The 12,870-nt window shown below is 69.3% G+C and carries 13 protein-coding genes; 7 read left to right on the top strand and 6 right to left on the bottom strand.

All coding sequences use genetic code 11. From position 1 onward, the window contains the following. Positions 1 to 42 precede the first annotated feature (42 nt). Together ACFFIC_RS11620 and ACFFIC_RS11615 are read left to right on the top strand one after the other, a co-directional pair. Positions 43 to 1,026: a tripartite tricarboxylate transporter substrate-binding protein gene (locus ACFFIC_RS11620; protein WP_377050408.1), complete on the top strand. Its 984-nt coding sequence runs from the start codon at positions 43 to 45 to the stop codon at positions 1,024 to 1,026. 88 nt (positions 1,027 to 1,114) lie between these two features. After that, the gene (locus tag ACFFIC_RS11615) at positions 1,115 to 2,083 is read left to right on the top strand and encodes a Bug family tripartite tricarboxylate transporter substrate binding protein (protein WP_377050406.1); all 969 of its coding nucleotides are present in this window, start codon (positions 1,115 to 1,117) and stop codon (positions 2,081 to 2,083) included. Positions 2,084 to 2,096: 13 nt separating this feature from the next. Here ACFFIC_RS11615 and ACFFIC_RS11610 read toward each other — a convergent pair whose 3' ends face one another. Beyond that, the gene (locus tag ACFFIC_RS11610; protein ID WP_377050404.1) at positions 2,097 to 3,086 is read right to left on the bottom strand and encodes a substrate-binding domain-containing protein; all 990 of its coding nucleotides are present in this window, start codon (positions 3,084 to 3,086) and stop codon (positions 2,097 to 2,099) included. 128 nt (positions 3,087 to 3,214) lie between these two features. Next, positions 3,215 to 3,685 carry a septal ring lytic transglycosylase RlpA family protein gene (locus ACFFIC_RS11605; protein WP_377050402.1) on the bottom strand — a complete coding sequence of 157 codons (471 nt, stop codon included), beginning with the start codon at positions 3,683 to 3,685 and terminating at the stop codon, positions 3,215 to 3,217. A 165-nt stretch (positions 3,686 to 3,850) separates the two neighbouring features. On the opposite strand from ACFFIC_RS11605, the gene ACFFIC_RS11600 reads away from it, so the two are divergent. Continuing rightward, entirely contained in the window at positions 3,851 to 4,327 is a 477-nt protein-coding gene (locus tag ACFFIC_RS11600; protein ID WP_377050400.1) for a septal ring lytic transglycosylase RlpA family protein, read from the top strand. Between the two features lie 2 nt (positions 4,328 to 4,329). Here ACFFIC_RS11600 and ACFFIC_RS11595 read toward each other — a convergent pair whose 3' ends face one another. From ACFFIC_RS11595 to ACFFIC_RS11580, 4 genes are read right to left on the bottom strand one after another with little or no spacing between them, the layout of a single operon-like run. Further along, the gene (locus ACFFIC_RS11595) at positions 4,330 to 5,202 is read right to left on the bottom strand and encodes a carbohydrate ABC transporter permease (RefSeq protein WP_377050398.1); all 873 of its coding nucleotides are present in this window, start codon (positions 5,200 to 5,202) and stop codon (positions 4,330 to 4,332) included. Further along, complete coding sequence (locus ACFFIC_RS11590; protein ID WP_377050396.1) at positions 5,195 to 6,157, bottom strand: carbohydrate ABC transporter permease; 963 nt, start codon at positions 6,155 to 6,157, stop codon at positions 5,195 to 5,197. Before ACFFIC_RS11590 ends, ACFFIC_RS11595 begins: the two co-directional genes overlap by 8 nt. A 56-nt stretch (positions 6,158 to 6,213) precedes the next feature. Then, positions 6,214 to 7,533, bottom strand: coding sequence for an ABC transporter substrate-binding protein (locus tag ACFFIC_RS11585; protein WP_377050394.1), 1,320 nt, complete (start codon positions 7,531 to 7,533; stop codon positions 6,214 to 6,216). A gap of 40 nt (positions 7,534 to 7,573) precedes the next feature. Then, entirely contained in the window at positions 7,574 to 8,638 is a 1,065-nt protein-coding gene (locus tag ACFFIC_RS11580) for an ABC transporter ATP-binding protein (protein WP_377050392.1), read from the bottom strand. 285 nt (positions 8,639 to 8,923) lie between these two features. Here ACFFIC_RS11580 and ltnD point away from each other — a divergent pair, with 285 nt between their 5' ends. From ltnD to denD, 4 genes are read left to right on the top strand one after another with little or no spacing between them, the layout of a single operon-like run. Continuing rightward, positions 8,924 to 9,847 carry an L-threonate dehydrogenase gene (ltnD, locus tag ACFFIC_RS11575; RefSeq protein WP_377050390.1) on the top strand — a complete coding sequence of 308 codons (924 nt, stop codon included), beginning with the start codon at positions 8,924 to 8,926 and terminating at the stop codon, positions 9,845 to 9,847. Continuing rightward, positions 9,844 to 11,097 (top strand): 3-oxo-tetronate kinase, encoded by a 1,254-nt coding sequence (gene otnK / locus ACFFIC_RS11570; RefSeq protein ID WP_456306932.1) that lies wholly within the window; start codon positions 9,844 to 9,846, stop codon positions 11,095 to 11,097. Before ltnD ends, otnK begins: the two co-directional genes overlap by 4 nt. Before the next feature lie 20 nt (positions 11,098 to 11,117). Beyond that, positions 11,118 to 11,897, top strand: a complete 780-nt coding sequence (otnI, locus tag ACFFIC_RS11565) for a 2-oxo-tetronate isomerase (RefSeq protein WP_377050388.1) — start codon at positions 11,118 to 11,120, stop codon at positions 11,895 to 11,897. Between the two features lie 7 nt (positions 11,898 to 11,904). Next, a complete protein-coding gene (gene denD / locus ACFFIC_RS11560; RefSeq protein ID WP_377050386.1) occupies positions 11,905 to 12,861 on the top strand; it encodes a D-erythronate dehydrogenase in 957 nt (318 codons plus the stop codon). Positions 12,862 to 12,870 lie beyond the last annotated feature (9 nt).

Raw genomic sequence — 12,870 nt, 5'->3', positions numbered from 1 at the left:
GCGCCGAAGAGCGCGCGGCCTCCAGGAAGGGAGAAAGGACGCATGGCCTGTTTCGATCGCCGGCAGCTTCTGGCCGGTGGCGCGCTGCTGGCCGGGGTGGCCCCGCTGCGCAGGGCGCGCGCGCAGGATGGCTATCCCAGCAAGCCGATCCGCCTGCTGCTGGGCTTCGCACCGGGTGGCGTGGCGGACATCGTGGCGCGGCTGGTGGCGCCACGGCTTTCCGAGTTGCTGGGCCAGCCGGTGCTGGTGGACAACCGGCCGGGCGCGGGCGGGATTGTCGCGACGGAGGCCGCGGTGCGGGCCGCGCCCGACGGGCACACGCTGCTCTGGACCACGTCGAGCACCGCCACCGGCGTCGCGCTGTACAAGCGCCTTCCCTATGACGCGATGAGCGACTTGGCCTTCGCCTCCACCGTCTCCTTCTTCGACCATGTGCTGGCGGTGGCACCCGGCTTCGAGCCGCGGGATCTCCGGCAGACGATCGCTTACGGCCGCGCCAATCCGGGGCGGCTCAACATCGGCTCCATCAGCGTGGGCAACGCGCAGCACCTGGGCGCGGAACTTCTGCGCGCCATGCTGGGGATCGAGGCCACGGTGATCACCTATCGCGGCACGCCGGACCTGCTGAACGCTGTGGTGGCGGGGGATGTGCAGATCGCCTCGGAAATCCTGCCGCCGGTGCTGCCGCAGATCCAGGCGGCGCGGCTGCGCGCGCTGGCCATGGCGACGAAGGAGCGCTTCCCACTGCTGCCCGACGCGCCGACGGCGGAGGAATCGGGCCTGCCGGGCTATGTCGTTCGCTCCTGGAACGGCATTTCGGCCCCGGCCGCGACACCGCCGGCGGTGGTGGAGCGGGTGAGCCAGGCCGTGGGTGCCGTGATGGCGAATGCGGATCTGCGCGCGCGCCTGCGCGACCTGGGCGTGAGCCCCGGCGCGAGTTCCCCGGCGGAGTTCCGCGGCTTCTTCGGCGCGGAAACGCGGCACTGGGCGCAGGTGATCGACGAGGCCCGCATCGAGCGACAGTGACCGCGCGGCAGCCTGCGCGGCTTGGTCCCGGCCTCCCGCAGCGCCTAGGATCGAGCCCAAGCAAAGACATGGGGAGGTCGTTCGGACCGTGAGACGACGCCGCCTTCTGGCCGCACCGGCTGCGATGGCCCTGGGGAATGCCAGCGCCCGCGCGCAGGCGCCCTATCCGGACAGGGCCTTGCGCCTGATCGTCACCATCCCGCCAGGCGGTGCGCCGGATGTCGCCGCGCGCATCCTGGCGCAGCGGCTGGGCGAAAGGCTGGGACAGCCCGTGGTGGTCGAGAACCGCGCGGGCTCCAACGGGCAGATCGCGGCTGAGGCGGGGGCGCGGGCGCGGCCGGACGGATACACGCTGCTGTTCGCGCAGGATACCGTGATCACCGTGAACCCCGCGCTTTATGAACGCTCGCCCATCAATGTTTCCACCGACCTCGTGCCGGTGGCGAGCGTCGCGTCGAACCAGTTCGTGCTGTCGGTTAACCCCGGATTGCCGGCACGGACACTGGCGGAGTTCATCGCGCTCGCCCGGCGCAGCGACCCGCCCCTGGCCTATGCCTCCGGCGGTTCGGGCAGCCAGCACCAGCTTGCGATGGAGATGCTGATGCGGCGCGCGGGCATCCAGATGCTGCACGTGCCCTTCCGGGGTGGAACGCCGGCGGTGACGGCAACGGTTGCGGGAGACACCGCGGCGGTTTTCTCGGGCACTTCCTCCGCGCCGCTGATCCAGCAGGGGCGGTTGCGGGCCATCGCGGTGACCGGGCCGCGCCGTTCCCCGGCATTCCCAGACCTGCCGACCATCGGCGAGATGTTCCCGGGGTACGAAGTGGTCATCTGGCTGGGCGTCTTCGCGCCGGCCGGGCTGCCGGCCCCCGTGCTGGCCTTGCTGCGGGGCGGCATCAACGAGGCGTTGGGCGATCCTGCCGTGAAGGCGCGGCTGGAAGCAGGCGGAGGGCTGGAGCCCTTCGTGACCACGCCCGAGGCATTCGCCGGGCTGATCCGTCATGACACGGAGAAGTACGGGGCGCTGATCCGCGAGATCGGCATCAGGCCGGAATAGCGCCCCGCGGCGGTCAGACCTTGAAGCGGCTGCGCGTCTCGGGCGCGAAGATCCCGGCCGGCTCCAGCTTGCGGTGGCAGACGCCCTGCTCAAAGGCCCAGGTGGTGAAGGCGTCCAGGGTCCTGCGGTTGTCCTCGACGCCGTAGGGCCAGCCATCGCCGCCGATCAGCGCGCGCGCCTGGCGCGCGCGCTCGGCCATCCAGGGAATGGGGAAGAAGGACAGCGTGATATCGGACATGCGCGCGAGGGAGCGGTCCTTCGCCGTTTCAAGCGCCTTCATCAGGTTCAGCGCGAGCCAGCGGTTGCGCTCGTAAACGTCGCGGCGGATGACCACGACGTGCATGATCGGGAAGATGCCGGTGTCCCGCAGGAACTGCTCCTCGGTGGATTGGTAATCGGCGAAGAGGCGGCGGATGCCGGGATCGCCCGCCAGGAAAGGGGCAGGGGGGCGGGCCGAGAGCACGGCGTCGAGGTCGCCTGCCATGAGCATTTCGGATAGCGAGCGGTCCGGCACGGGGGTGAGGCGAAGGCCGCCGCGGAGATCGAGCTTCACCTTCTCCACCCGTCCGGGATCGTTCACGCCGGCCTGGTGCCACTGGATGCTCGCGAGATCCACGCCGTGGTGATGCGCCAGGATGCCGCGCGAGTAGATCGCCGCCGTCTGCGCCCATTCCGGCACGCCGACGCGCTTGCCGGCCAGTTGCGAGGGATCGGTCAGGCCGCTGTCCGCGCGCACGTAGAAGGAGGAATGCCGGAACATGCGGGACACGAAGACGGGAATGGCCACCAGTGTGTCGTCGCCCTGCGACATCAGGGAAACCACCTTGGCGAAGGACATCTCCGAAACGTCCCATTCGCGGTGAAAGGTGAAGCGGTAGAAGATCTCCTCCACGGGCATGCGGAGCACGGTGAGGTCCGCACCAGGCACGGGCACGGTGCCGTCCAGCACGTCGCGGACGTGATCGTACTCCGATAGCGCGATGGTGAGGGGGATGTTCGGCATCTGGCTGCTCCGGCGTGCGCGGCCGCCTGCGGCAGCGGAGCGGCGATCGGTGCTCCGCCACCCGACGTCGTGGTGCAGGTGAGCCTTGCCCCCTTTGCACACGCGGTCAATCGCGGGGCAGGCTGGTTCTAGCGCGCGGCCGGGACGACCTGTGCACGACGGCCTGACAGGGCGGTGCCGGAACCCAGGCGGAAGGTGCCGTCACGCTGCGGCACCGCCAGGGGGGCGACCTCCACCCGAGCGACGCCGTCCACCGGCATGCCCAGGAACTGCGCGACTTTCGGGCTGACGCTGATGATGCGCTCACCGCTGGCGGGCAGGCGGTCCCGCACGCGCACCATGGCGACGCGCCCGTTCCGGAGGTTGCGGATCCGCGCGGTGGTGCCGAGGGGAAGGACGGCACTGGCGGCGCTGTCGGAGTTCATCTCGACACGGCCGCCATCCGCCATGCGGCGGCCGGCAAGGCCCGGGGCGAAGACCGATGCCTGACCGCGACGCGCCCCGCCGGAGGGATCCGGCGCCGCGGACTGCGCCAGGGCGGAAAGGGCGAATGCGGAGAACGGAATTGCAACGAGCAGGGCGATCAGCGCAGTGCGCACGGCGGGATACCATTGAAAGGATACAGCCCAACGTTCCGGCTGCGGCGTGGTTTGAACCAGACAATGTCATGTTCTGTGGCATCCATCCGCGCGGCACGGCGTTTTTGCGCGGCATGAAGGCGACCCGCTGCCGGGCCGCCGCGGAGACGCGAAGGAGGAATTGACATGGTCAAGGCCAGCGTCGTGGCGGCAATCGGGGCCGCGGTGATCGGTTTGTCGCTGGGTGGCGCGGTCCCGGCGGGGGCGGCGGAACGCAACCCGCACGAACAGCGCGCGCGTCCGGGCGATGACACAAGCGGGCGCGTGCAGCGAGGACAGGCCTCGCATTACCACCGGCGATTGAACGGACGGCGCATGGCGAACGGGGAGCGCTTCTCGACGCGGTCGAATTCCGCGGCCAGCCGCACTCTGCCTCTGGGCACCACGGCACGGGTGAAGAACCTGGAGACGGGCCGCGTGGCGAGCGTGGAGATCGAGGATCGTGGACCTTACGCGCACGGGCGCATCCTCGATGTCAGCCCTCGCACGGCCGAGGAGCTTGGCATGTTGGAGGATGGCACCGCGCGCGTGGAGATTACCCCGGTGGAGGTCCCGCAGCGTGACGGGACCACCAGGCCGGGCGCCGGCGCGGCGCGGCGCTGATCCTACTCCTTCACCGCGCCGGTGAGGGACGACACGTAGTAGTCCACGAAGAACGAGTAGAAGATCGCGACCGGCAGCGAACCGAGCAGGGAGCCCGCCATCAGCGAGCCCCACTGATAGACGTCGCCCTGCACGAGTTCGGTCAGGATCGCGACCGGCACCGTCTTCTTCTCGGAGGAGGAGATGAAGGCCAGGGCGTAGATGAACTCGTTCCAGGAGAGCGTGAAGGAGAAGATCCCGGCGCTGATCAGCCCTGGCACGGCCAGCGGCAGGGTGATGCGGCGCAGGATCTGCAGGCGGGATGCACCGTCGATCAGGGCGCATTCCTCGAGTTCGTAGGGGATCGACTTGAAGTAGCCGATCAGGAGCCAGGTGCAGAAGGGTATCAGGAAGGTCGGGTAGGTGAGGATCAGCGCCAGCGGGCTGTCGAAGAGACCCAGCTGGAAGACCATGGTGGCGAGCGGGATGAAGAGGATGGAGGGCGGAACGAGATAGGCGATGTAGATCGCCAGCCCCACCACGTTGGATCCGCGGAAGCGCAGGCGCTGGATCGCGTAGGCCGCGAGCACCGAGGCGAAGATCGAGAGCACAGTGGAGCAGACCGCGACCAGCATCGTGGTCATCAGCCAGCGTGGGTAGGCGGTTTCGAACAGGAGCTTGTTGATGTTGGCGAGGGTGGGGTGAACCACCCAGAAAGGGTTGAAGTTCTTGTAGTCGTAGAGCTCGGCGTTCGGTTTGAAGGTGGTGATCGTCATCCAGTAGAAGGGAAACAGGAGGACGAACACGAACAGCGCGAGCGGCAGGTAGACCGTCATCAGCCGGCGCGGGGCCGACTGCCAGGAGAGGATGGCGCCCTCCTCCGTGGAGTTACTCATCGGAGCCTCCTTGCTGCCACTTGCGGTTGGACAGCGCGAAATAGCTGAACAGCGTGGCCAGGATCAGGAAGGGGATCATGGAAACGGCGATTGCCGCCCCTTCGCCGAGCTGGCCACCGGGGATGCCGCGCTGGAAGGCCAGCGTTGCCATCAGGTGGGTGGAGTTGATCGGCCCGCCCCGGGTGATGGCATAGACAAGCTGGAAGTCCGTGAAGGTGAAGAGCACGGAGAAGGTGAGCACCACCGAGAGGATGGGCGCGAGCAGCGGCGCGGTGATCTTGCGGAAGCGCTGCCAGGAAGAGGCGCCATCCAGCAGCGCGGCCTCGTAGAGGGAGGGCGAGATGGTCTGCAGGCCCGCCAGGAGCGAGATCGCCACGAAAGGAATGCCCCGCCAGACATTGGCGAAAACGAGCGACCAGCGCGCGTGCCAGGGCGTGCCGAGAAAGTCGATGTAGCTCGTGCGCCAGCCCAGCACGTCCACCAGCACGTAGGAGATAATGGAGAACTGCGCGTCGAACATCCACCAGAAGGCAATGGCGGAGAGAACGGTCGGCACGATCCAGGGCATCAGGATGATGGCGCGGATGAGCGACTTGAAGGGCACGTTCTCGTTCAGCAGCAGGGCGAGCCACAGGCCGAGGCCGAACTTCAGGACCGTGGCGACCGCCGTATAGAAGACCGTGTAGAAAACGGCGTTCCAAAAGACGTTGTCGTACCAGAGGGATTCGAAGTTCTCGAACCCCACGAAGACGCCGCCGCGGCCGATATGCGTATCGGTGAAGGCGAGCCAGATGCCGAGGCCGAGCGGATAGGTGAGGAAGACCAACAGAAGTCCCACAGCCGGCAGCAGGCAGAGAAAGACAAGAAAGGCTTTGTTGTCGAGCAGGCGCGCCAGGGCGCCCGGCGCGGCGCGCTTGGGGTTCCAGGGCACCGCGGCGGTGGTGGTGTCGGCCATGGGCCCTTCCTTCCGATCGGGTGCCGCCGCGGGCCCGTCCGCGGCGGCGCGTCTGCTCAGCGGTAGTAGCGGCGCGCGCGGCGCTCGGCCTCGCGCACGGCGTCCTCGGGCGTGGACTGGCCGGAGGCGGCGGCGGCATACATCTGGACCACCACGTAGTCGGCCGCGACGGAGCCGGAGGCGGCGCTGATCGGGCCCTTGTAGCCGGACCAGAACTCCACCGTGTTGGTGTCGCGGTACACCGCCAGCTTGGGATCGCTCTTCCAGACATCGCTCTCGCCGTAGGCGGCGAGCGGGTGGGACCAGTAGCCGCCGCAGCCGGTCAGCCAGGGATCATACTGCTCTGCCTCCATCATGAAGCGGAGGTATTCCTTGGAGGCGTTGGGGAAGCGGCTGTGCTTGAACACCATCGCGTTCAGCAACAAAACGTTTTCCGCCATCTTGCCGGCGGGGCCGGTCGGCATGCGCATCATGCCCGTATCCTCGGCGATGGCGACCGTGCGCGGGTCATTCTTGAGCGAGAAGTACATGGACACGCCGTTCTGCGTCAGGCCGATCTCGCCTGCCGCATAGGCGCGGTTGTTGTTGATGTCGCCCCAGGACAGGGTGCCGGGGATGAAGGTCTGGTAGAGTTCCCTGGCGTAGCGCAGGGACTGGATGGTCTGGGGGCTGTTGATCGCGACCTTGCCGGCCTCGTCGACCACCATGCCGCCATGGGACCACAGTAGCCAGTTGCAGAAGGCGTTGCCGTCGCCCACCGCGTTGCCCAGGGCGAAGCCGGCGGGATGGCCGTTGCGCTTCATGCCCTGGCAGAGCTTCAGGAAGCCGTCATGGTCGGTGGGGACGCTGTCGTAGCCGGCCTCCTTGGCCCAGGAAATGCGGTAGACGCAGGGCGCGCCGGTGCCGCCCATGGGAAGGGAGATCCACTGCTCCGTGCCCCACTTCTTGCCGAAGCGCTGGGGCAGCGCGAGCCAGCCGCCGTATTTCTGGCCGAGGTAGGTGGCCAGTTCGGTCATGTCGAGCAGCTTGTCGGCGTAGATATGCGGGTCGTCCGCCCAGCCCACGACCACGTCGGGGCCCGCGCCGGTGTTGGCCGCGACCGCGGTCTGCGGCCGCAGGTCCTCCCAACCCGCGAAGTCCACGCGCACCTGGACGCCGGTCTGCGCCGTGAACTTGGCGGTGTTCTCGCGGAACACCGTCTCGTCGGCGTCCACGAACTTGGTGGGGCGCAGCACGCGCAGGGTGGCACCGTTCTCGATCGGCTGCCGGGGCGCGGTGGCGTTGCCCATGGGGATGGCGGCGCGGGCGCCGAAGCTGGCGGCGGCCATGGCGCCAGCGCCGAGCGCCATCGTGCCGCGACGGGTGATGCGGTTCATTCTCTTGGTGTCTCCCTTTTTCTTCTTGGTGGGGGGCCTGTCAGGCGCCGAGGCGCATGCCGGTTCCCTTGCTGAACAGGTGGGCGAGCGCAGGGTCCGGCATGACGCGCAGCGTATCGCCCACACGGGCCGAGATGCGCTCGCGGAAGGCGCCGACCAGGATGGCCTCGCCCAGGCGCGCGGTGACCATGGTTTCCGACCCGGTGGGCTCCACGAGCTGGACCGTCACGGGAATGCCGGCCTCGTCCAGCCGGAGGTGCTCCGGGCGGATGCCGTAAACCACGGGTTCGCCGGGTTCGGCACGCGTCGGCAGGGGCAGGCTGGCGGTGGCGGTGGCCATGCCGTCCGGGCGGAAACCACCTTCCCCGACCTGGCCGGGAAGGAAGTTCATGGCGGGGCTGCCGATGAAGCCGGCCACGAAAAGGTTGGCCGGACGGTCGTAGAGCTCGAGCGGGGTGCCGATCTGCTCGACCTTGCCGGCCTGCATCACCACGATCTTGTCGGCCATGGTCATGGCCTCGATCTGGTCATGGGTGACATAGACAGTGGTGGTGCGAAGGCGCTGGTGCAGGTCCTTGATCTCGCCGCGCATCTGCACGCGCAGCTTCGCGTCGAGGTTGGACAGCGGCTCGTCGAACAGGAAGACCTGGGGGTGGCGGACGATGGCGCGCCCCATGGCCACGCGCTGGCGCTGGCCGCCTGAAAGCTGGCGGGGATAGCGGTCCAGCAGCGGATCCAGGCCCAGGATGCGGCTCGCGCGGGTGGTCTCCGCCTCCACCACGTCGGCCGGCGCCTTTGCCAGGCGGAGGGAGAAGGCCATGTTCTCGCGCACGGTCATGTGCGGGTAGAGCGCGTAGTTCTGGAACACCATGGCGATGTCCCGGTCCTTCGGGGGCACGTTGTTCACCACCCGGCCGCCGATCGCGATCTCCCCTCCCGTGATGTTCTCCAGCCCCGCGATCATGCGCAGCAGGGTGGACTTGCCGCAGCCGGAGGGCCCGACGAGCACGCAGAACTCGCCGTCGGCGATGTCGAGGTCCACGCCATGCAGAATGGGAGTGCCGCCAAAGCTCTTGCGGACGGCACGAATTTCCACGGATGCCATGAGTTCGGACTAACCCACCGTGCTGATCGGCACGAAACGTCGCGACCGCGGAATCGGCATTCGGCCACCCTCCCTGTGTGTTTGGCGGAAGCCTACGCAGGGGCCAGTCGGCAATGCAACAGGGTTCGGTGCGTTTCGGTTCCATACCGGCGCGTTCGGCGCGGGGGCGTCTTGCCCGGCATCGCCCGCCGGGCTGTATTGCCGCGGAGGCTCCGCGCGCCGGGGCCTGTGCGGCGACGCACGCGGCGTTCACAATGAAAAGATTGCCGCAGGGGGGATCCGGCCATGAACGGCACAGAAGGCAATCGGTACCGGGCCTGCGTCGTGGGCCTCGGCTCCATGGGAATGGGCGCGGCGCGGTCCTGCATCGCGGCGGGGCTGGCCACCTATGGCATGGACCTGAACCCGGCTGCCTGCCAGGCACTCCGAGATGCCGGGGCGGAGGGAAGTGGCGCGGACGCCTCGGCCTTCGCCGGGGAACTGGATGCGGTGCTGCTGCTGGTCGTGAACGCGGCGCAATGCCGGCAGGTGCTGTTCGGCGCCGACGGCTCGGGGCTGGCGGCGCGGCTGCGGCCGGGAACCGGGGTGATGGTCTCGGCCACCATCGCCGCGGCCGATGCGCGCGACATCGCGGCGAGGCTGGAGGCGATGGGGCTGCTGGCGCTGGATGCGCCTGTCTCGGGCGGCGCGGCCAAGGCGGCGGCGGGGGAGATGACGGTGATGGCCGCAGGGCCCCGCGCGGCCTTCGACCGGCTCCGTCCGCTGCTCAATGCCGTGGCGGGCAGGGTCTACGAGATCGGGGAGGAGATCGGGCTCGGCGCCACCGTGAAGATCATCCACCAGTTGCTGGCCGGGGTTCACATCGCGGCGGGGGCCGAGGCCATGGCGCTGGCGGCACGGGCGGGCATTCCGCTGGACACCATGTACCAGGTGGTCACCAACGCGGCCGGGAACAGCTGGATGTTCGAGAACCGCATGAAGCACGTGGTGGACGGCGATTACACGCCGCATTCCGCCGTGGACATCTTCGTGAAGGACCTGCGGCTCGTGACGGAAACGGCACTGTCGCTGAACTTCCCGCTGCCGCTGGCGAGCACCGCCTATGCCATGTTCGCCAATGCCAGCAATGCCGGCCATGGGCGCGAGGACGACGCGGCGGTGATCAAGACCTTCGCCGGCATCGCGCTGCCGGGTGTGGAGAAGCCATGAGCATGCGGCTGGGCGTCATCGCCGACGACTTCACCGGAGCGACCGACATCGCGGGCTTCCTTGTCGCGAACGGGCTGCGCACCGTGCAGATCAACGGCGTGCCGCCGGCGGGGCTGGACGTGGCGGCGGAGGCGGTGGTGGTCAGCCTCAAGACGCGGTCCTGCCCGGTGGAGGAGGCGGTGTCGCAGAGCCTGGCGTCGCTGGAATGGCTGCGCGCCCGGGGCTGCCCGCAGTTCTTCTTCAAGTACTGCTCCACCTTCGACAGCACGCCGCGCGGCAATATCGGCCCCGTGACGGATGCGCTGCTGGATGCGCTGGGCGAGGACTTCACCGTGATCTGCCCGGTGCTGCCGGTGAACGGGCGGACGACCTATTGCGGGTATCTGTTCGTCAACGGCGTGCCGCTGGCGGAATCGGGCATGCGCGACCATCCCGTCACGCCGATGACCGACAGCAACCTCATGCGGCTGATGGATGCGCAGTCCCGCGGGCGCACGGGGAGCGTGCCCAGCACGGTGATGGACCAGGGGCCGGATGCCGTGCGCGCCGCCCTGGCGCGCCTGAAGGATGAGGGCTTCCGCTATGCCGTGCTGGACGCGCTGAACGACGCGCATCTGGTGGTGATGGGGCAGGCCGTGGCGGGGATGCGGCTGGTCACCGGCGGGTCCGGGCTGGCGGACGGCATGGCGCGCGCCTGGGGGGGCGCCGATGCCGCGGCCGCCGCCGCCGAGGGGAAGCCGGCTGGCGGGCGTGCGGTGGTGCTGTCGGGGTCGTGCTCCTCCATGACGAACGCGCAGGTGGCGGCCTATCGCGGGGTTGCGCCCTCGGTGGCGGTGGACGTGGCGCGCTGCCTCTCCGATCCCGGCTACGCGGAGGAACTGGCGGGTTGGGCCGCGGGGCAGCCGGTGGGGCTGGCGCCACTGATCTACGCGACGATGGAGCCGGCGCGGCTGCGGGAGGTGCAGGCGCGCTTCGGCGCGGCCGAGGCGAGCGCGGCGGTGGAGCGGTTCTTCGGCGCGCTGGCGCCGCGTCTGGAGGCGGCGGGTTTCGACCGCTTCATCGTGGCGGGCGGGGAAACGTCGGGCGTGGTGACGCAGGCGCTGGGCATCGGGGGCTTCCACATCGGGCCGCAGATCGCGCCGGGCGTGCCCTGGGTGCGCGCCATCGGGCGGCCGCTGTCGCTCGCGCTGAAATCGGGCAATTTCGGGCAGGAGCGCTTCTTCTTCGAGGCGCAGGACATGGCCGACTGAGCCGGGAAGGAAAGAGACACATGCCGCGCTTCGCCGCCAACCTGTCGATGATGTTCACCGAGGTGCCCTTCCTGGACCGCTTCGCCGCCGCCGCGGCGGCGGGCTTCCAGGCGGTGGAGTTCCTGTTCCCCTACGAGCACCCGCCGGAGGTGGTGGCGGGCAAGGTGAAGGAGGCCGGTCTCTCGGTCGCGCTGTTCAACATGCCGCCCGGCGACTGGGCCGCGGGCGAGCGGGGCATGGCCGCGATCCCCGGGCGGGAGGCGGAGTTCCGCGAGAACGTCGGGGTGGCGCTGCGCTACGCCAGGGCGCTGGAATGCCGGACCCTGCACGGCATGTGCGGCATCACCACGGGGATGGACCGCGCGGCCTGCGAGGCGAGTTTCGTGGAGAACTACCGCTTCGCCGCCGATGCCCTGGCGGCGGAGGGGATCACCCTGGTGCTGGAGCCGATCAACAGCCGGAACATGCCCGGCTATTTCGTGGCGCACCAGCGCGAGGGCATCGCGCTGATCGAGCGCGTGGCGCGGCCCAACGTGTCGCTCCAGCTCGACCTTTACCATGCGCAGATCATGGACGGCGACCTGAGCAAGCTGATCGAGGCGCTGGCCGGGCGCTTCGCGCATGTGCAGGTCGCCTCCGTGCCCGACCGGCACGAGCCGGACGAAGGGGAGCTGAACTTCCCGCACCTTTTCGCCGTGCTGGACCGGGTGGGGTACGCGGGCTGGATCGGCTGCGAATACAACCCGCGCGGCGAGACCACGGCCGGGCTCGGCTGGTTCACGCCCTTCCGGGCAGGGTGAGGGCGACATGAGGATCATCGTCACCGGCGGCTCCGGCTTCCTCGGCAGCCGCGTTATCCGCGCGCTGCTGGCGGCCGAAGGAAGGGAGGGGCTGCCCGCCTTCGAGAACATCCTTTCCGTCGATCTCGGCGCCTGCCCGGTGGATGACCCGCGGGTCGCCTCGGCGGTGGGCGACATCGCGGATCCGGGCTTCGCGCGGCGCGTGATCGATGGCGATACGGTGGGTGTCTACCACCTCGCGGCGGTGCTGAGCGGCCAGTCGGAGCAGGATTTCGACCTCGGCATGCGCGTGAACCTGGACGGCACGCGCGCCCTGCTGGAGGCGGCGCGGGCCACCGGGCGCGCCCCACGCTTCGTGTTCGCAAGCTCCGTCGCCGTGTTCGGGGGCGACCTGCCGGCGGTGGTGCCGGAGACCATGGCGCCCATGCCGGCATCCTCCTACGGGGCGGCCAAGGCCATGGGGGAGCTGCTGGTCAACGACTATTCCCGCCGGGGCTTCGTGGACGGGCGCGCCTGCCGCCTGCCAACCATCGTGGTGCGGCCGGGCAAGCCAAATTCCGCCGCGTCCTCGTTCGCCAGCGGAATCGTCCGCGAACCCTTGGCGGGCATCCCCTCGAACCTGCCGGTTCCGCCGGAAACCCGGCTGTGGCTGTCCTCGCCGGCCGCGGTGGTGGCCAACCTCGTGCACGCGATGGCGGTGGAAGGGGCACGGATCGGGCCCTGGCGCACGCTGAACCTGCCGGGGCTCTGCGTCACGGCGGGGGAGATGCTGGAAAGCCTGGAGCGGGTGGGCGGCGCGGCGGCGCGGGCGCTGGTGTCGCAGGAGCCGGACCGGCGCATCATGGACATCGTCTGCTCCTGGCCGGGCGATTTCGAGGTGTCCCGCCTGCTGGCCATGGGCTTCACGCGCGATGCGGATTTCGACGGCGTGGTGCGCCAGTACCGGGACGAGTTCGTCCGGTGAGCCACGCGA

This window comes from Muricoccus vinaceus (assembly GCF_042433125.1).
In the GTDB taxonomy this organism is placed as follows: domain Bacteria; phylum Pseudomonadota; class Alphaproteobacteria; order Acetobacterales; family Acetobacteraceae; genus Roseomonas; species Roseomonas vinacea.
The sequence above is the reverse complement of the archived record's forward strand: the minus strand, read 5'-3'. Positions and strand labels throughout refer to the sequence as shown.